We start from the raw sequence: 20,381 nt of genomic DNA on the forward strand, positions 1-20,381 counted from the left end.
GCAACTCTCATCTTGTACCGGCCAGGACCCCTATATGTTGTGCCACCCCGAACCCCACCCCATGGTCAGCTACGCACTCTGAAACCGGAAGAGCCTGTTAACTCCCGGATTGAGGGGGTTGGTTTGATATCCATATAAAGCAACTTACTCGCTGTGGTCTGGCTTACCCGAGTAGAGGTCCCACAACCGAGTTGTCGCAGTCTGACAAGAGCGCACGGCAGCGGTCGTATTCGCTGTCCTCGCCAATCGCGCGAGCCGCGAGAGCCAACTGTGCAATCGCCTTAAGAACACCGAGATTAGGGGCGTGGGAGGCCGGGACTGGACCGTACCCCTTCCAACCATTTGCGCGCAGCAGATCCAGGCCGCGGTGGTAGCCGGTGCGGGCGAAAGCATATTTGACCAGCGGATCGGTGGCTTGCTCTGCCATGAGGGCCCAGGCTTCCGGGTTGCCCGGGCACTGATAGGGGTCAGTGGAGTTGAAGGCTGGAACGTGCACTGGTGGGGGAGTGAGCTGCATTTATTTCACCGTCGCTTTCGTAATTGAAACTTCGTTCTTCGGGGCGCCGTCGGCACCGCCAGTTGCGGTTCCCGTCGCTGCAATGGCACGTACGACTTCAATAGATTCGGGTGTCATTTCACCGAACAACGTGTAATTCGGGGGCAGGGGCGAGTCCTCGTAGTTGAGGAAAAACTGGGAGCCATTGGTGTTCGGGCCTGCATTCGCCATAGCGATGGTGCCTGCCTTGTAGGTGGGGCTTTCCCCTGAACCTACTGGGTATTCGTCAGGGAAGACGAACCCGGGGCCGCCGGAGCCAGTGGCACTAGGATCACCGCATTGGAGCACGTAGATGCCCTGAGTGGTGAGGCGGTGGCAGACGGTGTTGTCGTAGTAGCCCTGCTTGGCCAGCGAGGTGATAGCGCCGACAGTGCAGGGCGCTTGGTCCGCATTGAGTGCGAGGTCGATATCGCCGTGATTCGTGGTCAGGGTCAGGTTGACGGTGCCGTGTGGCGGTTGCTCACTTGGCTTCTTCACATCCTTGGCTGCCTTCCGCGAATCCTTATATACACAGGTGCCAGAGGGCGCTTGCGGGTCTTGCTCGGCACTGCACGCAGTCAGCAGCGCTGTGCTCACCATGGGTGCTGCTAGGAGACGTTTGTTAGTCATTTTTCACCACAATTCTGAGACGTTAATACCGAAATCGTACAGGGCCTGGCGGACCAGCGGCAGCGACAGTCCGATGACGCTGGAAGGGTCGCCGTCGATGCGGTCAATGAACCAGCCTCCCATCGCCTCTAGCGTGAAAGCGCCGGCACACTTGAGGGGTTCCCCGGAGCGGGCGTAGGCCGCAATATCTGCATCGGTGGGGGTACCGAAATACACGGTGGTGCGGGACGTACCGGTGTAGGTACGCTCCGGGCCGATGATGTGGTGTCCCGTGATCAGCTCAGCGCGTTTGCCGCGCTGCTGCTGCCACCGCGCGATGGTGTTGTCCACCGTGTGCGGTTTTCCTTGTAGCTCGCCGTCGAGCAGGAGCATGGAGTCACAGCCGATAACGACGTCGCCGGGGTAGTGCGCTGCGACGGCCTCGGCTTTGGCCTGCGCAAGCTTCTCGACGACCATAGGCTCCGATCCGTACCGCGCGATGAGCGCGTCCTCATCTACATCAGCAGGGTGAATATGGGGCCTAATGCCTGCTTGTTCTAGGATTTGCTTACGTGATGGGGAGCCGGAGGCTAAGACGATACGCATGGGGATAAGTGTAAAAGAAATCGGGTGCTGATTTGAGGCATCTGCCAGGCTATGAACGAAAGGGACGATCCAGGCTCCGCTAACTCTTTTTGCATTGGAAAAGCCCCGCGACCTTGTTGGCCACGAGGCTTTCGGAGGAATGTCAACCTAGAAGTACGTTACGTTGTGGAACGCATTCGGGTTGTACGTCATTGGGCGCTGCAGCCGCTCAGAGACATTGCCCCAGTTGTTGCGAACAGGGGTCTCTTCTGGTACACCAGCAGCGCTCAGACCTGCGAAGAGCGCGGTCAGCGCGGCCACCTGGGTGTCGTCTGGGTTGCCCTTCGTGACGGTCAAAAATGGCTTCTTGGTTTCTTCCATGGAGTTAGTTCCTTACAGTGGAATGTTGCCGTGCTTCTTGGCAGGAACGTTGACAACCTTGCGCTCGAGCAGACGCAGGCCTTCGATGATCTGGCCACGGGTCTCGGATGGAGGAATAACAGCGTCGACGTAGCCACGCTCTGCTGCCATGTATGGGTTCACGAGGGTCTCTTCGTAGTCCTTCTCGTATTCCTTCATGACGGCCGCAACGTCCTTGCCCTCGGCAGCAGCTGCCTTGAGCTCCTTGCGGTAGATGAAGCCGACGGCGCCGGAAGCGCCCATGACGGCGATCTGAGCGGTAGGCCATGCGAGAACAATGTCTGCACCCATGTCCTTGGAACCCATCACACAGTAAGCGCCACCGTAGGACTTACGGGTAATGACGGTGATCTTTGGAACGGTTGCCTCGGAGTATGCGTAGAGCAGCTTCGCGCCACGGCGGATGATGCCGTCGTACTCCTGGTTGGTGCCTGGCAGGAAGCCTGGGACGTCCACGAACTCGATGATTGGGACGTTGAAAGCGTCACAGGTGCGGACGAAACGGGCAGCCTTTTCGGAAGCCTTGATGTCGAGGCAGCCTGCGAACTGCATTGGCTGGTTAGCGACGATACCCACGGAGCGTCCCTCAACACGACCGAAGCCGATGATGATGTTCTCTGCGTAGGACTCCTGGATCTCCAGGAACTCGCCATCGTCCACGATGCGGGTGATGACGTCCTTCATGTCGTAAGGAAGGTTCGGGGAGTCTGGGATGATGGTGTCCAGCTCAAGGTCGGTGTCATTGATGTTCTCCTGGATGGAGCCCACCATGATGTCTGCCTCCATGCGAGGAGCTTCCGCACGGTTGTTGGATGGCAGGTAAGAGACCAGCTCGCGAACCCAGTCCAGTGCATCGGCGTCATCAGCGCCGGTGTAGTGGGAGGTACCGGAGGTGGACATGTGGGTGTGTGCGCCACCGAGCTCTTCCTGAGTGATGTCTTCGCCGGTGACGGTCTTGATCACATCCGGGCCGGTGATGAACATCTTGGAGGTCTTGTCCACCATGACGATGAAGTCGGTGATAGCTGGGGAGTAAACGTGGCCACCAGCGCAAGCGCCCATGATCAGGGAGATCTGTGGGATTACGCCGGAAGCCTGAACGTTACGGTAGAAGATCTTGGCGTAAGCGCCCAGGGAAACGACGCCCTCCTGGATACGAGCGCCAGCGCCTTCGTTAATGCCGATCAGTGGAACACCGGTCTTGACGGCAAGATCCATGATCTTCACGATCTTTTCGCCGTACACCTCACCCAGTGCGCCACCGAACACGGAGCCGTCCTGAGAAAAGACACAAACCTTGCGGCCGTCGATGGTGCCGTAGCCGGTCACAACACCGTCGGTCACTGGGCGCTTAGCGTCCAGGCCGAAGTTCTTGGAACGGTGGCGAGCCAAGGCGTCAACCTCGACGAAGGAGCCTTCGTCAAACAGGTACTCGATGCGCTCACGAGCGGTCTTCTTGCCAGCGGCGTGAACCTTCTCGATGGAAGCTTCACCCATTGGGGCTTGGGTCTCGGCAATGCGGGCACGCAGGTCGGCCAGCTTGCCAGCGGTGGTCGTCAGATCAGGCGTCTCAGCGCCAGTGTTCATTGCGGCAGTCATGGGAATTAGTCTAGGGGGCTATCCCCGATTTTGTTACCGAGTGGGCACTTGAATTGGTTCAAATCGTGAAATCCGTGGTGATTAGCCCCGCTTTTAGGGGTAAAAGCGGGGCAGATCACGAACTGTGTCGCTGCGATGTGATCATCATATTGCTACACAACGCGGTGAACTTTGCAAAGATCCGCAAGCAGACCATGGCCTTTTACAGCGGGTTATTTCCATGCTTGCGTGCGGGGTACTTTGGATTGCGGCCTACTGATTGCGGCCCAAGTGAGTAAGCAGAAGTTCAACAGCGCCCACAGCGATAGCCAAAAAATGACTTCGGGGTTCAGACTGAACGGCCAGCGAATTGCCCATTTGAACGAGGCAGAAACAATCACTCCAAAAATAAGTATCCCTACGTAACGCCAACGGCTCTGGGAAGTGCTCAGAATGCCCAGTGAGGTAGTTATTGCGCCGGAAGCGCATCCTATGAAAAACCAGTAGATCGCTTCCACTCCAGGTTCTAAAGACGCACCGGTATCAAGCAAGACATCTATTCCTGTTTCGAAAGCAAGAAACAGGCCGGTGGAGGCGGAGCCGTAAGCCACGAGAAAGCACCTTGAATGGGATCTCAAGAGGTAAGGCACCGCAAAGCCGATCCATAGCCAAGGCCAGGGGAATCCCGCGGAAGTTACTAGCGCAGTCCATCCTGTTAGCCCTGAGATAGAAGAGAGTACGGCAAGTGATATGCCTGCAGTGATAAATTTCAGATTGTTCTTGTGCATGGCGAATTAGATTTGCGTCGGGTCAACACACTTTGAAGTGTGTTGACCCGACGCAATATAGGTTACTGAGTTGACCAGTAAGCGTTGCACGTGCCGGAGAAGATACCTCCCACTACCTCCGCAGCGGCAGGAGTGCCAGGTCGAGCAGTCTTACGATCAACCACCTCGTCCATGATTGCAGTCGCAGTGTGTGTCTTGGTTTGGTGTAAATAGGTAGATCGGCAGACTTTCTTGCCTTCGCTGGTGAAATGCGTGCCATAGGTCCATGTCCCGCCTCCAACGTTTTCGGTAGCAAGCGGTTGCATGGGAAACTCTGTGTCGACATCGAAGGTGATCATGCCGGATGTTGGCGTGCCGTTGGCATCGCGGGTTAGGACGATTTGCTGACCCAATTGCGTGCCATCATATGTGTCAGCACTCGCGGTGGTTGGTGTGAGAACCATGATCGCAGCGCAAGCTAGCAAACTGGTTTTTTTCATTGTCTCTCCTTGTTCTTGGGTGGATGTGTGTATCCACAGGTGCTACTGCACTCTCTTGGGGGAAGGGGATAGTTCCTCAGTTGGGAACATGATAGATGTTACATGCTAATTGAAACGGCTTCAATTAGCATTACAGCGGAATATTTCCATGCTTGCGTGCCGGACGGGAGACATTCTTGTTGCGTAGCAGGCGCAGGCTGCGCGAGATCTGCTCCCGGGTCTCGGATGGGAGGATCACGGCGTCGATAAGCCCGCGCTCAGCGGCGGCGTACGGGGTGAGCATGTGCTCCTCGTACTCGCGCTCGAAGGAACGGACGAGTTGCTCCACGTCGAGGCCCTTCTTGTGGGCGTCCTTAATATCCTTGCGGTAGATAAAGCCGACGGCGCCAGCGGCACCCATCACGGCAATCTGGGCGGTAGGCCACGCGAGATTCACATCGGCGCCTAGGCCCTTAGATCCCATCACGCAGTAAGCGCCACCGTAGGCCTTGCGCATCGTCACGGTGATCTTCGGAACCGTTGCCTCGCCGTAAGCGTACAGCAGCTTCGCACCACGACGCAGGATGCCGCCGTATTCCTGGCCAGCCCCCGGCAGGAAGCCTGGAACATCCACCAACATGACGATCGGAATATTAAAGGCATCGCAGGTACGGACGAAACGCGCAGCCTTCTCAGAAGAGTCGATATCCAAGCAGCCAGCGAAGTGCATCGGCTGATTGGCAACGAAACCGACGGACTGACCATCGATACGACCGAAAGCGATAACCACATTTTCCGCGCGGTCGGCCTGGATTTCGAAATAGTCGGAGTCATCGGTCAAGATAGCGATCACATCGCGGACGTCATAAGGAACGGTGGGGGAGTCCGGGATGATGCTGTCCAGCAGCAGGTCATCGGCGGACTGCTCAAACGGAGCCACCGGTTCGGTCGGTGCGTAGTCACGATTGTTACTTGGCAAGTAGTACAGCAAGTCCTGCACCCATTCCAATGCCTCTTCATCAGTCTGGGCAACGTAGTGGCAGTTACCGGCGGTAGCCATGTGGGTCGAAGCGCCACCCAGCTCTTCCTGGGTAATGACTTCACCAGTCACCGTCTTAATCACATCCGGGCCGGTAACAAACATCTTCGACTGCTTGTCCACCATGACCACGAAGTCTGTCAGAGCTGGGGAATACGCGTTGCCACCAGCACACGCGCCCATGATGACGGAGATCTGCGGGACCACGCCCGAGGCATTGACATTGTGGTAGAACGTGCGCGCGATCTGGTCGAGTGAAACCGCACCATCCTGAATACGGGCGCCGGCGCCCTCGTACAAACCGATGAGTGGGCGGCCGGTGGTGACAGCAAGCTCCATGATCTTGATCATTTTCTCGCCATAAACCTCACCCAATGCGCCACCCATCACGGTGCCATCCTGGGAAAAGACGCACACCTCACGGCCATCGATCGTGCCCCAACCGGTAACAATGCCGTCAGTGACCGGCCGCTTGGCGTACATGCCAAAGTCATGGGTGCGGTGGCGGGCAAGCATATCGGTTTCTACAAAGGAATCCTCGTCGAGGAGGAAATCTAGGCGCTCGCGGGCAGTAAGGCGCCCTTCGCGCTCCTTGGAAATGGACAGTGCTTCATCACGGCGAGCCTGCAGATCTGCGATCTTTTCTGCAGTGCTGGCGTGGGCAGTGCTCGTAGGCTCCTGCAGCTTCGGCAAAGGTGAGGAAATTGTCATGTTTGGAAAGTTTAGAGGTTTGAGTGATTAGTTTCTAGTAAGAAAGCAAAAAATTTGAGGGAATGCTCACATTTTCCCAGTTCAGGGCGCAAAAGAAATCTGCGTCACATTTTTCCCAGCGTGTCGCGGTGGTTCTTGAGTGGTTTTCGGTGGTTTTTTGGGGGGTGTCGGGGGTTTTTGGGGTTTTCCGCCTGTGCTGATACTGGATTGACGATGATTGCAGGTCACGGTAATGAAAATCGGTGGTATCGAGGGATCATCGTCAATCCAACATCGGCGAAACACTGAGCCTGGGTGTGCCTACAAGGTTTCTGAGTGAAAGGCTCCACTGTCTAGTGGGATAGGGGTGAACCTTTCAAGAATTATCGCGGTATTTCCGCCTGTGCTGATACTGGATTGACGATGATTGCAGGTCACGGTAATGAAAATCGGTGGTATCGAGGGATCATCGTCAATTTAACATCGGCGAAACACAGACCCCAGCAACCTACTACACTGTGTCGTTATGAGAACGCCTTTGGACGCGGAAAAACTGCGCGCACTGCCGCTACCCCGCATCGACTACTCAGCTGAAACGGGTTCCACTAACGCTGACCTGGTGAAAGCAGCGCTTGAGGGGGCCCCGGAATGGACTGCGGCGGTCACGGATTTTCAGAGCGCCGGCCGTGGCCGTCATGGTCGTGTGTGGACTGCGCCGCCGATGTCTCAGTGCACGCTCTCGCTCCTTATCCGGCCGCCGGCGGAGGCTGTCGACCGTCTGGGAACGATGCCGCTGATTACCGGGCTCGCACTTATCGACGTCCTGTCCGCTTCATACAATGTGACCCTGAAATGGCCGAATGATGTCCTGATCGAGGGGCGCAAGGTCTGCGGGATCCTGGCGGAAGTGGCGCAGTTCCAGCCGTCCCCCGCGATTGTCATAGGCCTTGGCCTCAATGTGTCTCTTACTGAGGATGAGTTGCCGGTTCCGCATGCGATTTCCCTGGAAATGGTGGGTCCCGAGGTTGATCGAACGCAGCTGGTGGGCGACGTGTTGCTGGCGCTAAAGACGAGATTGACGCAATGGATGAACGACGATCCGTCCCTCATGGACGACTATCGCAAAGTATGTAGTTCCATCGGGCAGCAGGTGCGCGTGCATCTACCTGGTGACAAGCAGCTGCTCGGTGAGTGCGTCGGCGTCGCCGACGACGGCCTCATCCAAGTCCGCTCCGAGGATGGCGAGGTTCATTCGATCGCCGCCGGTGATGTTGTTCATTTGAGGTTGCAGTAATGGGGGAGACGCTTCGCTACGACCTCACCGCGCCTCTGTCCTCTTTGACATTCCCGGTGATTGAGTCACTTTTCCTCACCACGGTGTGCTGGATTGCGATCGGGTGGGCAGACGCCCAAGGCATTCCTGACCTACACAACGGCATTGTTGTCCTGTGGGCTCTTTTGATGCTGTGGCGTCTTCTTCTGCCGGTGCTGCGCTCACGCAGGCAACGCTTCGCGCTTACCGACGAGCGGTTAATCGTACGCGCACCCTCGTTTGGGGCTCGGGAAGATTCCATCCCGCTCGCCTATGTGCAAGGCGCCTACAAAAAGAAAGGCGCGCTTTGCGTGGACGTAACGGGGATGACCCAGCCCCTGGTTTTCCGTGATGTGCCCCGCGCGAAAAAGCTGGCAACGGAAATTAATCAGCTAGTGGGGCGTCGGTGGTAGCTTTAGGTGCTGAAACTATTTCCTTAGATAAAATGCTGATCCGATAGCTCGAGCACCATTGAAATCGCGCTGGATTTCTCCCTTTTGCTTGAAAGCAGAATTTCGAATCTTGACTTTATGTAATGGTGAGGTGGGATCTTCTAGATGGAAAGTCGCCAGATTTGTATTGCCATCGCTTGGGGTAATGTAGTCGATGATTATTAGAGAATCGTCTACCGTCGCAGAAATGACAACTCCGTCCTCAATGGCGAATGTTCCATTTCTTGTTGGGGTATCGGGGGTGGAGCTAACAAACTGGTATGATCCGTCAGTGCCAATCGTAAATAGTGAGTCGTCCACTATCTTAGATCCGCGAGCCACTTCTAATGGCAACAGCTTTTCCTTTTGTACTGTTTGGTTCAATTTAGGATTCGTAAATGGGTCAGAAAATATTAGAACTTCAGTGCCATTTTCGACTTGGCGAAACAGGCGCAAACTCTCTCCGTCGCAATTAAAGATTCCGTCGACTATTTCAAAGGGTTTAATTGGAAGTTCAAATTCCTGAGTTGAACCGTCTGGCTGTAAGGACTTCGCGTACACGTGCTCTTTATTTTGATCCACCCAAAACAGTCTGTCGTTGTTGCATACAGTCAAGGCCAATGTGAAGTATTGTGATGATGCCCTGGTTAGCGTTGATCCGCTTTGGAAGAAAATCGCCTGCCCGGCCCCCAGTGGTCCTGAGCCCTCGTGGAAAACAACTGCAGCATTATTATGACTCTTGGAGCTTTTGATATCCAAAAGGAATGACTGTGTAGGAATTTCCTTTTGGTCTAAAATTTCACCATGGTTGTTTACAGTCACTAACTCTGAACTAGATGCGGTTAGGAAGCCATCTTGAAATCGAACTGATTGATTGCCGTAGATCGGGCCGAATTCATTGACCACTTGACTGTTTCCTGATGAATCAATCAGTCGCACCCTTGTCGAAGTTTTTGAATCAAAAAGATCAGAATTCTGCCGCATGAGTGCAAAATAAGTAATGTTGGAATCGTTGAAGTCTGACTCGGACTGAGTGGAGGATGTCGTGCTGCACCCGGTTAGTCCGACAAGAACGCATATGTTAAGTGCTGTGTAGAGGATTCTGGATCGTAACATCTACTGGAACTCTCGAGTGTTGACGGAGTTTGCGATGTCGATTGGGAATACTGAAAAGCGATTCCCTGATTTTGGAAAGTACTTGTTATCTCCGATATCGACAGATCCTTGTGAAGCATGCATATATGCCGCCCACACGAGAGAAGCGCAGTTGAAAGCGGTAGAGTCTTTTGTTACATAGCGACTAATCAGAAAGCTTTCAGGTCGTGCATCGTACGCTGAATTGATTTTTGACTCGGCGAAAGACGCGGCCTTCAATCGGGTCTCATGGTTAGTTTTTACGGAAAAGTAGCGAGGATTGCAGATGCGGTTTCTATGAGAACCTGAAACTCGGACAACTCCCTTTTCTGGATTTACTGCCTCTACGGTGTCAATTCGCTTTGGATCAGCGTTCCCGTGTAAAGTTACGAAAATTCCTGTGTGGCCGTGATTTACATTTGTTCCTTTGACCATGGTTGTACCGCCTGAGTAGAACAGATCACCACGATTGGTTCTTTCGTTGCCTGGTAGGCGCTTGAATTGATCGTCACAATGGCTCGATTCCCCGGAGTTAATGGTGCCGTTTGCGAATATGCTTTGAGCTGTAACGGCGCTTTGGGGTGAAGATTCCGATGAAATAGAGTTGATTTCCTTCTGGACCTCCTCTGCCGAATACCTTGCGTGTTCGTAAGCGCTTTGGAATCCGCTAGTAACGTCTACCCCTTTGTCATTGAGAAGCTGCACGTACTGATCGTAGAATTCATCAACTTTACGAGATGGAATGTTCATTAGATATGCAAGCTCAGGTACAGGAGACATCAGAATTCGAATTGTGTCCCTCTCAAACTTTTGAATCGTGGCTAGTTGATTGGTCGGGACGGGATCTTCGATAGGGTACCCGAAGCTACTTCGCTCAAAGCCGGCAGCTGACCATTTTAGGAGAATAGCCCCAAGTACGGGGTGTGCTCCGTATGTGGGGTGCCAGTAGATCATGCCGAGGGCGAAGCGGTTAAAGCGTCCGATGCCATCCGGGGTTCCTTCTTCATCGGTAGCCGGGTAGCCTAATGGTCCTCGTTCCTCTCCAGTCTCGATCCACTTCTCCAGGATCTTTCCTTCGATTGAGACCACGCCAGAGAGGGAACCGTAGATTCGCCCTCGTTGGAAGGATTGTTTCCGTCCGACGTTGTCTCCGGTGCCGATCTCATCTGATGTGGGATATCCGAGACGTCCAAGTTCCCATCCATTGCGGGCCCAAACGATGGAGTTGTGGGTGGTGACCGACCAAGCACCGGTACTCGGGTGCCAATAAATGAACCCGTTATCGAATTCGGTGCGTTTGCCGACCCCATCCGGGTTGGTCAGTTCATTTGATCGGGGTAGTCCGAGGAAGCTGATGGGGTTTTGCCCGACCCAGGTGGTGGCGAGTGCTTCGTATTTCTCTCGGATGGCGCCACAGACTTGGTAGGTAGTAGGCCAGTAGGTGCGGCAGTTGCTTGCTGTGAGTGGTTGTGTGAGAGGCTGGGCTCGTTCTAAAGAGACGCCACGTTCGTGTGCTTCTTGTATTTCGGCTTCGTCGGCTTCTTCTTTAGTGATTCCCTCGGGGAGTTCGATGCGGTCTGAGCGCATCTTGCCTGGGATGACTACTGGTTGTGGCTCACCTAGGTCGTCGGGGAGCGTCTGTTCGTAGTAGTGATTGTCGATGTTGTTTTTGTTCATGCCCGGTTCATTGAAATCCCAGTCGCTGGTGTCGACATCGTAAATTTGGCGCTCGCCAGGGGCACGCAACTGCAAAATCTTATCCGTGATGTTTTCGTCAGTTAGGAGTTCGGTAGGCATCATCTCCTCGGCAGGCTGCACTCTGGCATCCTGGGCGCCTGCGGGGATCGGAGTGAAACAAACGGTAGCGAGAACGGCTAGCGTTGCCCCGAGTTTTTTTTAGGTAGTGTGTCATTGCTTGTCCTTCAAGAGATGGGCAGCGGCATAATGAAAATACGACAAGCTATTAAAGAATGTCGTTAGATGATTCTAAAATGCTAAAGTGATGGTTGTCATGCTATCTTGAAAAGATTTCAAAACGGGGGTAGGAGAAACGCTACAACACTTCACTTCAACAAAACCGTTTGAACTCAATCCCATGCACTAAAGACGTGGCAGTTTCCATCTTGCTGGGTTCTAGGGGAGCAATTCCTCGAGGTGGAGAAATATCTTCAATGCAAGTCAGAAGCAGTATCGACGGCGTAGTCCTCTTTCGTCGTTACTTGAGTGTCCAGTCATCGCAGTGCCGTAAACGACCCAGTATCGAAGAACCTTAGCCAGACGATGAGAAAATTTGCCTGGGAGGACTACTAGTCCCTTCACATGTCGGAGACAACAACGATTTCCGCAATGGAAGAATGGTTAAGAAATTGAATACATCGTCAGTGAAGAAACGTCACGAAGCTAGTGGGACGTCGGTGGTAGCTTGATCAGCTCACATGCTCCAGCCGAAATCGGATGACGGTTTGGTTTCCAGCTTCGCTGCGTCTGAATTGCGCGCACTGATGGTGACTCCCCACGGAATTTCATCAATGTAGGCAAATAGCCGGGGTGTTTCCTCATGGGTCAGGTTGAAGTGGCTGTCCCAGGCGAAGGCCCGAGTGCTGACACCGATGGTAATCATTGAAACGAGCATCCACAGGCACTCGCTGTCGGTAGAGAGGTCGATCCGGCCACAGGGGAGCTGATAGGAAGCAGCCATGCGCTCCAAATCGAACACCATCGGTACTTGTAGCGTCCACGATGGTTGGAAATCCGTTGTCACTACCGCATCCGGATAGAGCAACAGGTCGTCGTTAAGCTGCACGTATTCGCCCAGTTCGATGTTCGACCCCGCGCACATCTTTGCCCACGTCTCAGGAAAGTCTTGTTTACTAAACCCCATAAAACCCAAGGTTATCGGCAGGAACGGCGAAGCGCTATAGTTATTAGCCGTGACTCACAACATCGATAATCCGGCAGCGCACGCACCAGACATGCCAATTCTGTGTGTGATTGGCGATGGGCAATTGGCACGCATGATGCAGACCGCGGCGATTGAGCTTGGGCAATCCGTCCGGGTGCTCGCGAGCTCGCTCGAGGCGTCTGCCGCCCAGGTTGCCGCCGATGTTGTGCTGGGCGACTACACCAACCTGGCTGATCTGCGGGCGGTCACGGCAGGAGCTACCGCCGTAACCTTTGATCATGAGCACGTGCCGAACGAGCACTTGGAAACCCTCATCGCCGAGGGGATCAACGTGCAGCCCCGCCCGGAGGCACTGATCAACGCGCAGGACAAGCTGGTCATGCGCACGCGCCTGAAGGAACTCGGCGCTCCGGTGCCTCCGTTCGCGGCCATTGAATCCGTCGAAGATGCCGAGCAGTTCTGGACTGAGGTCGAAGGACGAGTTTGCCTCAAGGCGCGCCGTGGCGGTTACGACGGCAAGGGCGTGTGGTTCCCAGCGTCCCTCGAAGAGCTCAAGGAACTTGTCGCTGAACTGCTGGCTAACGGCACCCCGCTCATGGCAGAGGAGAAGGTTAACCTGGTCCGCGAGCTCTCCGCCATGGTTTCCCGTCGCCCATCCGGCGAAGTCAAGGCCTGGCCGGTGGTGGAGTCAATCCAGAAGGACGGCATCTGCTGGTTCGCGATTGCGCCGGCCCCGGGCCTCAAGTCGGAGCTGAAGAAACAGGCAGAAGAAACTGCCATCAAGACCGCCGAAGTGCTCGGAGTGACGGGCAACCTGGCCGTTGAGCTCTTCGAGACCCCGGAAGGGATCTTCGTGAACGAGCTGGCCATGCGCCCGCACAATACTGGCCACTGGACCCAGAACGGCTGCGTGACCGACCAGTTTGAGCAGCACGTTCGCGCCGTGCTGGACATGCCGCTGGGCTCCACGGACACTCTCCAAGAGTGGTCCGTCATGGCCAACGTCCTCGGCGCGCCTGAGGATCCGGAGATGCCGATGCCGGAGCGCATGCGTGAGGTGTGGACTCGCTTCCCGGACGCGAAAATCCATTTCTACGGCAAAGGACACCGCCCCGGCCGTAAGATCGGACATGTGAACTTCACTGGCAATGGTGACGTCGAAGAACTGAAAACCAAAGGTGAGCTCGCCGCGCACTTCTTGGTGCACGCGGAATGGAAGGATCAGTAATGCAACCACTCGTTGGACTTATCATGGGCTCGGATTCGGACTGGCCGACCGTCGAACCGGCCGCCGAGGTGCTCGCGCAGTTCGACATTCCGTTTGAGGTGGGCGTCGTGAGTGCGCACCGCACCCCGGAACGCATGCTCGCTTACGCCAAGGAGGCGCACACCCGTGGCCTGAAGTGCATCATTGCGTGTGCTGGTGGGGCGGCTCACTTGCCGGGCATGGTTGCTGCTGCGACTCCGCTGCCGGTCATCGGCATTCCGCGCGCTCTGAAGGAGCTCGACGGGATGGACTCGCTGTTGTCCATCGTGCAGATGCCGGGCGGCGTGCCCGTCGCGACCGTCTCCATCGGCGGCGCGAAGAACGCAGGTCTGCTGGCCGCGCGGATCCTCTCCGCTGGTTCACCGGAGCTGCTCGACAAGATGGTGAAGTACCAGGCGAACATGCGCGACGAGGTCCTCGCCAAGGATGAGGCCCTGCGCCAGCGACTGATGGAGGGCTAGATTGGCGCCGGTGCTGATTTTGGGCAGCAGGCTTATCGACGGCCGTCCCGGCAGCACTCTACAGCGGCGGCTCACCGCCGCCTTGCCCTATATTTCCGATCACGTTGTCGTCTCCGGCCACCAGGGGGAGGCCGAGGCGATGCGTGACTGGCTGATCTCCCATGGCGTCCCCTCGGACGTGATCACCGTGGAGAACCAGGCCCGCTCCACCAACGAAAACCTGGAACAGGCCTTCACGATGTTGAAAGGTTATCCCCGCTGGACCGTCGTGACCAGCGATTTCCACGCCTGGCGCACCAAGATGTGGGCGTGGCATCACGGCCTGACTGTTGATGTGGTGACCGCCCGGACGCCGCTATCGAAGGCACCGAAGATGTGGATCCGCGAAGCATTTGCGCTGCCGCACTCTTTGGCGCGGATCGTGTGGCGGAGAGTCAAGGACTCCGGATTCGGCAAAGCAGATTGACGAAAACAACGCAAGAGTCCGGCTGCCTAACCCAACTCAGAAAATCTTGTTTCCAGATTAGAAGCGATACTTTCAATATCAGGATGATTGGTGGCGATGGCACAAACTAATTCAAACCAATAGTCATCGTCAGACATGTGATCATCGATGCCGTGAAGCTGAAGCATCATGATTCCGAGTAGTGCACCCAGCCGTTTGTTTCCGTCAATCAGTGGATGGCTTGATTCGATGCTGTCGAGGAGTGCTGCGGTTTTTAGCCAAATGCTTGGGTAGAGTTCGGTTCCGTCAAATGTCATCCAAGGACGTTTCAAGGCTGATCCGAGAAGTCCCCAGTCTCGCGACGCGAAACCGTTTTCTTCCAGCCAGGGGCGAATGTTGTCCAGATTCAGAATATTCTGCGGAGTCATCTAGGCATTCCTGAGTCGCTCCATAAGATCAGCGCGCTCGGAGTAGATCCTGTCGAGCATGGTGGATGCTACATTCCGAGCTTGCATCGTTTGCCAGCGCTCCTCGATGAGACTAACGAGCATTTGCTGTTTTGACTTGTTTTCAAGCTCGGACATCTTGCCGAGTTGTTCGTCGAGTTCGGGGGTAAGACGCAAGTTGAGAGCCATGCTGTAATGGTACCAAAATAGTACCGTTTTGCCTAACTCACCACTCCCGCCCGAAACGCCCAGATCACCAGCTGCACCCGCGAACTGGCCCCGACTTTCGCCATCGCGGACGAGAGATGCGTTTTTACCGTAGAAGGTTCCAAGTACAACTCCCGACCTATCTCGATGTTGGTGAGGCCCCGCCCCAAAGCTCGCACGCAATCAAGCTCGCGTGCCGTGAGAAGATCCGAGTCCACCACGGCACGCGCTTTTCGACGCCCAAATTCCGCAATCACTCGTTTCGTGACTGCTGCGTCCACCATGCCTTCTCCTGAGGCAGCTCGTTTGACGCCCTCGATGAGGTCGGTCATCGGGGAGTCCTTCAGCATGACTCCACAGGCGCCGACCTCGAGTGCGCCGAAGACGTATTCGTCGAGGTCAAAGGTGGTGATTACGATGATCGCGGGCGGATTCTCCTGTTTGTTGATCTCCGTGGTGGCGTAGATCCCGTCCCCATCGGGCATGCGAATGTCCATGCACACGACGTCGACGTCGTGAGCCTTCGCAATGGCCTCATTCCCAGAAGCCGCTTCGGCCACCACGGTGATTTCTCCGGTTGCCTCGAAGATCGCTTTCAGCCCCTGCCTGATCAGTGGCTGATCATCTACCAACAGAACTCGAATCATGGCTTCCTCCACGTGATGCGCACGAGCCAGCCGTCGGCGGTTGGTCCGTTGAACGCGGTGGCGCCAACTGCGTGCGCACGTTCCTGGATGCTGATGGTGCCGCGCCCTGATTCGCCTCGTTCAAAGGAACCCGACGTCAAAATGCTCAGTTCATTATCGCTCAAGGTCACGGTCACCGGAGCGCTAGCAGCATGTTTGCGTGCATTGGTGAGCGCTTCCTGGGTGATTCGATAGGCCGCTACCAATTCGGCACCGGACAAATGGGAGGAGTCTGTAAAGGATACGTCTTGTCCCAACCCGCGAACTTCTGAGATCAATGCAGGAAGATCCGTAGGTTGGGGCACCCTGGAAACCTCGGCATCGGTGACAGAGAGCTTGCCGACTGTAGCGCGGACATCCTGCAGTGCCTTCGTGATGGATGAGGTCACGTGATCGAGGTGTTCCTTGGATGCGGTGGGATTGACGTCGATAAGCGCGCGTGCTGCTTGAGCCTGGATGGCGATGGCGGAGAGGTGGTGGGCGGTGGTGTCATGGAGTTCGCGGGCGATGCGGGCGCGTTCTTCGATGATGGCGTTGCGTTCGGCGAGTTCAGCTTGGCGCGCGAGGGACACGGTGAGTTCGCGACTGTTGCGGACGGCGAGCCCGATGGCAAACATGACGACGAGTGGAAGCAGCCAGCCGAGTGCGGTGAGCAGCGCAAATAGGGTGGGGTTCATGTCGCCCAAGACCGGGGTGGTGACAGCTCGGGCGATGCCCACTGCGAGTCCCGAAACCACAAGAATTGCGCTATCGCGAGTCTTCGATCGGGTATGAAGTGCTAGCGAAAACGCAGCAACTGAGGCGGCGATGCCGTTGTAACCGAGGCTCTGCTCGCCGGTGACCAGACAATAGAGGGGAAGTAGGAGTTCGACCACCGCGATGCCGAGCAACGCGAGGATGGGGAAGCTGCGACGCCAGAGCAACAACGCTGCTTTGGCGACAATGGCTACAAGGATGAGCCAAAACTGCACCGGAGAGGCTGCGAAACTGTAGGTCACTGGCGCCAGCGTGTGTGACATGAGGAATCCGAAGAGGTCCAGTCCCAGCACAATGGCGGCCAGCGATATATCCCTAGTGGAAGGGCGAGTCATAGGACCCATGTTAGAGGTTTGCGCGGGTGAAACGGGCAAGTCCAAGGCCCAAGCTCAGTGCCGCCCACGCGGCGAGTGCACCGATGCCGACCCATGGATTTAGCGTTTGCGTGAGGCCCTGGCCGCCGGCAATCGTGACGGCCGAAGTCGGCAGCCAGCTGTACACATAAGGATCCCAGCCGGCCATGGCGCCCACGGTTCCAAAGATCACGCCAGCCATCACCACGGCGACAACAATGCCAATCGCAGGACCAACCTTGCGTACGGCCAGCACCACGCCGGTGATCGCGAGAGCGAGCAGCACGACCGCCAAGCTGCCGCGCAGCCACATGATTGCAACATCCGCAGCTGGAGCAACCAAGGACGCATTGTTCATGGGGGCTGCGACCAGGGCAATCAAGGCATTGAAGATGCACGCCCCGACGCACACAAGCAGGACGGAGCACAGCACTGCGGATGTCAGTGACAGCGCCCACTTCACTCGACTACCAGTGCCCACCACCTTCCACACCACCGCTCCACTGGAAAAGGCGTAGCTAGCTGCAGTGATTGCCAGCGCGACAATGGCGATGACGAAGATCGAGATGCCTGAGGACTGTCCGGATCCGGTGATGTCGAGGGCAGCCATTTGGAATCCAGCTAAGGAGGGGTCGGAGGCGTCGATAAGCGCCTGCACCTGCTGGCCCGCGGGGCCGTCACCGGCCTGCGGCGGGTCGATCTTGAGGAGGAACGGCAGCGACCATTGCAAGGTGGCGCCGACACCGGCCATGAGGACCGCGAGAATGGAGACGACCAGCACGTTTGGCAAGTGGCGCAAGGTGTAAAGTTCGGATTTCATGGCTAGCCTTTCGAGGTGTGGGCGAAGTAGGTGGCTTCGAGATCGGGGATGTCGGCGACTGCGCCGGTGAAAGTGGTGTGGCCGCGGGCGATGATGACGACGTCGTCGGCAATGGCCTCAGCTTCAGCCAGGTGGTGGGTGGCCAAGAGGACGGCCTTGCCACGGTCTGCTTCGACACGCATGAGCTGGCCGAACCAGCGAATACCATCTGGGTCTAGGCCCGAGGAGGGCTCGTCAAGGATGATGATGTCCGGATCCTGCAGTAGCGCTCCCGCCAGCGCGATTCGTCGCTTCATACCAAGCGAATACGTTTTGATGGGGCGGTCGCAGCGGTGCGCCATGTCGACGAGCTCCAGGACTTCCTGCACCCGCTGCATGTCGACGCCATAGAGCAGCGCCATCGCCTGGAGATGCTTGCGTCCAGTGAGGCTTGGGACGAGACCGCCGTCGTCAAGGAGGAGCCCGATGGTGCCATGGATTTCTTTCGAGCCAGTCGACTTCACCAGGCTGAGCGTGGCACGCAGCGTGGTAGATTTGCCTGCACCATTGGGGCCGAGCAGGGCAGTGATTCGGCCGGGAGTTGCGGTGAGGTTTGCGCCGTGGACAACCTCATGTCCGTTAAATGAGACCTTGATGTCTCGAGCTGTGAATGTGTTGTTCATGTCTTTAACGCTATTGAGCGTAAGCATGAAAAACATCGGCTAAGCAGGCAGTCTTCGGTCTCCGCCATTTGGGGGAGGTTTACTTGCAGTGCGTGGCGTGGATTATCGCTAAGCTAAAGAAATGACCACCACCCTCTTGGATGTGTTAACAGAAGAGTCGATCCAAGACGCCGCAGGATCTGGCGCCTTTGGCCGAGGCAAAAAGATTTCTCGGTCAGATATTCGGGTCCTCCATGCCACGGAATCTGAGGTGACGGCTGAGGTACAAGGTACGTGGCCGTATCGGACGACACTGACCTTGCAAGGAAATCGGGTGGCCACAACGTGCAGCTGTCCGGTTGGTACGCAGTGGTGCAAACACGCGGTTGCTCTCGCGCTCTCGTTGCTGGCTCCCAAGGAAGTCTCCTTTGATGATGACATCTCGGAGGCGGATCCGGTTGACATTCTTCTGGAATCAGCTAACCCAGATGAACTGCGTCAGCTCCTTTATCAGCTGCGGGGGATCCCAGAAGTGCAGGAGTTCCTGGAGCTGACGGCGCTCAAGAACTCGGGCGACGACAAACAGGTTCGCGATCATGTGAAATCTGTCATTACGGCTGCCTCCAGGAAGGGGTCGGGCACCTGGGATTATCGCAAAACCATGGACCTTGCCTTGCATTGGAGCGACGCTCTTGATGTGGTCGAGGCCTACCTTGATGAGCATCGAGGAGTGGCGGTCCGCCCTCAGATTGAGCGTGCCATCAAGCGACTGAACACTATCCTGCAGCAGTCTGATGATTCCTCTGGCATGCTTGGAGATCAGCTCCGCCGGAGTTATGACATGCACGTGAGAGCGTGCGCTGATGGCGTCGAAAAGCCGCAAAAGCTCGCTGACTGGCTTGCGAAAGAGACGCTGGAGGCACCGTTCTTTGGCCCCACGTTGCGAGACTATGCAGGGCTTCTCGACGCCGCAGCGATCGACTCTCTCGAAACCGCGATTGAGGCAAATCCACCGGCTTACCTTATGGAGGCGATCAAGCTCGACATCGCATTTTTACGTGGCGACGATGCCCACATCGAAGCCTTGTTGAAAAAGCGGAGATCCGTTAAGGATCTCATTGAGTTCTATGAGTCTCGTGGTCGAAAAGATGAGGTCAAAGCGCTCCTGATGGAGTGGGATCGGTCCTTGTTGTGGGACGAAGAGGATTTCTTTGAAAACCGAATTCGTGGATATCTGGGCGACCGCGCGTTGTTGGACTACCGCATCGCGAAGTTCCAGAAGAGTCCCAGCACCACGACCTTTGATCGTGTTATTCATGGTCCCGGAGCGACAAAGGAGCTTATTGCGCTCATTCCCGAGGACGTGCGCGGCAGCGACGCGATGAAGCTGCAAGCTGCATTGCGGTTTGATGATCCAGATCTAGGGCTATCAGTGGTCGACAGTGACGAAGTAAGCACCCACGGGGTGTTCGATTTCGCCCGATCTGTCCTCGTAGACCGCGACCCGGAACGAGCACTGGAGCTAATGCTGAGGGAACCGGAAAGGCTTGCTGTCCAAACCGGCGATAGTGCATACAAACAAGCGGCGGCCTCTGCCGTGGAAATCATCAGTTGTTTCTCCGGCAATCTTGCAGCTCGGGCAACAGTGCTACGCAAAATGGATGAGCTAGCCATCAAATACAAGAATCGTCCAAAGATGCTCAAAATTTGGCGCAGTTACGGGTTGATTGCATAGTAGGAAAACGCTTCGATTTTCGTGAAACACCCCGTCTGCCAACGTGTAATGGGCTCAAAGTGGGAGGTGACAAGTAGTCTCCG

The 20,381-nt window shown here is 56.0% G+C and carries 23 protein-coding genes; 6 read left to right on the top strand and 17 right to left on the bottom strand.

Annotation, left to right across the window (positions count from 1 at the left end; all coding sequences use genetic code 11):
• Positions 1-163: 163 nt before the first annotated feature.
• The 8 genes from ACZ6ZO_RS06470 to ACZ6ZO_RS06505 form a co-directional block, all read right to left on the bottom strand.
• A complete protein-coding gene (locus tag ACZ6ZO_RS06470; RefSeq protein WP_182386804.1) occupies positions 164-517 on the bottom strand; it encodes a DUF3151 domain-containing protein in 354 nt (117 codons plus the stop codon).
• Positions 518-1,165, bottom strand: coding sequence for a peptidylprolyl isomerase (locus ACZ6ZO_RS06475; protein WP_465291419.1), 648 nt, complete (start codon positions 1,163-1,165; stop codon positions 518-520).
• Between the two features lie 3 nt (positions 1,166-1,168).
• Positions 1,169-1,750, bottom strand: coding sequence for a Maf family protein (locus ACZ6ZO_RS06480; RefSeq protein ID WP_465291421.1), 582 nt, complete (start codon positions 1,748-1,750; stop codon positions 1,169-1,171).
• A gap of 147 nt (positions 1,751-1,897) precedes the next feature.
• Complete coding sequence (locus ACZ6ZO_RS06485; RefSeq protein ID WP_182386802.1) at positions 1,898-2,110, bottom strand: acyl-CoA carboxylase subunit epsilon; 213 nt, start codon at positions 2,108-2,110, stop codon at positions 1,898-1,900.
• A 12-nt stretch (positions 2,111-2,122) separates the two neighbouring features.
• A complete protein-coding gene (locus ACZ6ZO_RS06490) occupies positions 2,123-3,748 on the bottom strand; it encodes an acyl-CoA carboxylase subunit beta (protein WP_182386801.1) in 1,626 nt (541 codons plus the stop codon).
• A gap of 212 nt (positions 3,749-3,960) precedes the next feature.
• Positions 3,961-4,338, bottom strand: coding sequence for a hypothetical protein (locus tag ACZ6ZO_RS06495; RefSeq protein ID WP_465291424.1), 378 nt, complete (start codon positions 4,336-4,338; stop codon positions 3,961-3,963).
• 239 nt (positions 4,339-4,577) lie between these two features.
• Positions 4,578-4,994, bottom strand: a complete 417-nt coding sequence (locus tag ACZ6ZO_RS06500; RefSeq protein ID WP_465291426.1) for a lactococcin 972 family bacteriocin — start codon at positions 4,992-4,994, stop codon at positions 4,578-4,580.
• 130 nt (positions 4,995-5,124) lie between these two features.
• Positions 5,125-6,723, bottom strand: a complete 1,599-nt coding sequence (locus tag ACZ6ZO_RS06505; RefSeq protein WP_465291428.1) for an acyl-CoA carboxylase subunit beta — start codon at positions 6,721-6,723, stop codon at positions 5,125-5,127.
• A 505-nt stretch (positions 6,724-7,228) separates the two neighbouring features.
• On the opposite strand from ACZ6ZO_RS06505, the gene ACZ6ZO_RS06510 reads away from it, so the two are divergent.
• Positions 7,229-7,996: a biotin--[acetyl-CoA-carboxylase] ligase gene (locus ACZ6ZO_RS06510; RefSeq protein WP_465291430.1), complete on the top strand. Its 768-nt coding sequence runs from the start codon at positions 7,229-7,231 to the stop codon at positions 7,994-7,996.
• A complete protein-coding gene (locus tag ACZ6ZO_RS06515) occupies positions 7,996-8,427 on the top strand; it encodes a hypothetical protein (protein ID WP_182386797.1) in 432 nt (143 codons plus the stop codon). The genes ACZ6ZO_RS06510 and ACZ6ZO_RS06515 overlap by 1 nt, the downstream gene beginning before the upstream one ends.
• Positions 8,428-8,442: 15 nt before the next feature.
• Here the strand turns inward: ACZ6ZO_RS06515 and ACZ6ZO_RS06520 are convergent, their stop codons facing one another.
• From ACZ6ZO_RS06520 to ACZ6ZO_RS06530, 3 genes are all read right to left on the bottom strand, one after another.
• Positions 8,443-9,429: a hypothetical protein gene (locus ACZ6ZO_RS06520; protein WP_465291433.1), complete on the bottom strand. Its 987-nt coding sequence runs from the start codon at positions 9,427-9,429 to the stop codon at positions 8,443-8,445.
• A gap of 132 nt (positions 9,430-9,561) precedes the next feature.
• Positions 9,562-11,397: a hypothetical protein gene (locus tag ACZ6ZO_RS06525; protein ID WP_465291435.1), complete on the bottom strand. Its 1,836-nt coding sequence runs from the start codon at positions 11,395-11,397 to the stop codon at positions 9,562-9,564.
• A gap of 613 nt (positions 11,398-12,010) precedes the next feature.
• Positions 12,011-12,460 carry a hypothetical protein gene (locus ACZ6ZO_RS06530; RefSeq protein ID WP_182386794.1) on the bottom strand — a complete coding sequence of 150 codons (450 nt, stop codon included), beginning with the start codon at positions 12,458-12,460 and terminating at the stop codon, positions 12,011-12,013.
• Positions 12,461-12,551: 91 nt separating this feature from the next.
• Here ACZ6ZO_RS06530 and ACZ6ZO_RS06535 point away from each other — a divergent pair, with 91 nt between their 5' ends.
• The 3 genes from ACZ6ZO_RS06535 to ACZ6ZO_RS06545 are packed head-to-tail and all read left to right on the top strand — an operon-like array spanning position 12,552 to position 14,675.
• The gene (locus tag ACZ6ZO_RS06535) at positions 12,552-13,709 is read left to right on the top strand and encodes a 5-(carboxyamino)imidazole ribonucleotide synthase (protein WP_232843370.1); all 1,158 of its coding nucleotides are present in this window, start codon (positions 12,552-12,554) and stop codon (positions 13,707-13,709) included.
• Positions 13,709-14,209 carry a 5-(carboxyamino)imidazole ribonucleotide mutase gene (purE, locus tag ACZ6ZO_RS06540; RefSeq protein WP_182386792.1) on the top strand — a complete coding sequence of 167 codons (501 nt, stop codon included), beginning with the start codon at positions 13,709-13,711 and terminating at the stop codon, positions 14,207-14,209. Before ACZ6ZO_RS06535 ends, purE begins: the two co-directional genes overlap by 1 nt.
• 10 nt (positions 14,210-14,219) lie before the next feature.
• Positions 14,220-14,675 (top strand): YdcF family protein, encoded by a 456-nt coding sequence (locus ACZ6ZO_RS06545; protein ID WP_331251801.1) that lies wholly within the window; start codon positions 14,220-14,222, stop codon positions 14,673-14,675.
• Between the two features lie 26 nt (positions 14,676-14,701).
• Here the strand turns inward: ACZ6ZO_RS06545 and ACZ6ZO_RS06550 are convergent, their stop codons facing one another.
• The 6 genes from ACZ6ZO_RS06550 to ACZ6ZO_RS06575 are packed head-to-tail and all read right to left on the bottom strand — an operon-like array spanning position 14,702 to position 18,584.
• Positions 14,702-15,082 carry a type II toxin-antitoxin system death-on-curing family toxin gene (locus ACZ6ZO_RS06550; RefSeq protein ID WP_232843333.1) on the bottom strand — a complete coding sequence of 127 codons (381 nt, stop codon included), beginning with the start codon at positions 15,080-15,082 and terminating at the stop codon, positions 14,702-14,704.
• Positions 15,083-15,289, bottom strand: coding sequence for a hypothetical protein (locus ACZ6ZO_RS06555; RefSeq protein ID WP_182386790.1), 207 nt, complete (start codon positions 15,287-15,289; stop codon positions 15,083-15,085).
• A 32-nt stretch (positions 15,290-15,321) separates the two neighbouring features.
• On the bottom strand, positions 15,322-15,954 hold the full coding sequence (locus tag ACZ6ZO_RS06560; protein ID WP_182386789.1) for a response regulator transcription factor: 633 nt from the start codon (positions 15,952-15,954) through the stop codon (positions 15,322-15,324).
• Entirely contained in the window at positions 15,951-17,084 is a 1,134-nt protein-coding gene (locus ACZ6ZO_RS06565) for a sensor histidine kinase (protein ID WP_182386788.1), read from the bottom strand. Before ACZ6ZO_RS06565 ends, ACZ6ZO_RS06560 begins: the two co-directional genes overlap by 4 nt.
• 10 nt (positions 17,085-17,094) lie before the next feature.
• On the bottom strand, positions 17,095-17,922 hold the full coding sequence (locus ACZ6ZO_RS06570; RefSeq protein ID WP_465291440.1) for a hypothetical protein: 828 nt from the start codon (positions 17,920-17,922) through the stop codon (positions 17,095-17,097).
• Positions 17,923-17,924: 2 nt separating this feature from the next.
• Positions 17,925-18,584 carry an ABC transporter ATP-binding protein gene (locus ACZ6ZO_RS06575; RefSeq protein WP_465291442.1) on the bottom strand — a complete coding sequence of 220 codons (660 nt, stop codon included), beginning with the start codon at positions 18,582-18,584 and terminating at the stop codon, positions 17,925-17,927.
• A gap of 121 nt (positions 18,585-18,705) precedes the next feature.
• Between ACZ6ZO_RS06575 and ACZ6ZO_RS06580 the strand changes: the two genes are divergently transcribed.
• Positions 18,706-20,298, top strand: coding sequence for an SWIM zinc finger family protein (locus ACZ6ZO_RS06580; RefSeq protein WP_465291444.1), 1,593 nt, complete (start codon positions 18,706-18,708; stop codon positions 20,296-20,298).
• Positions 20,299-20,381 lie beyond the last annotated feature (83 nt).

This window comes from Corynebacterium sp. NPDC104732, assembly GCF_055583565.1.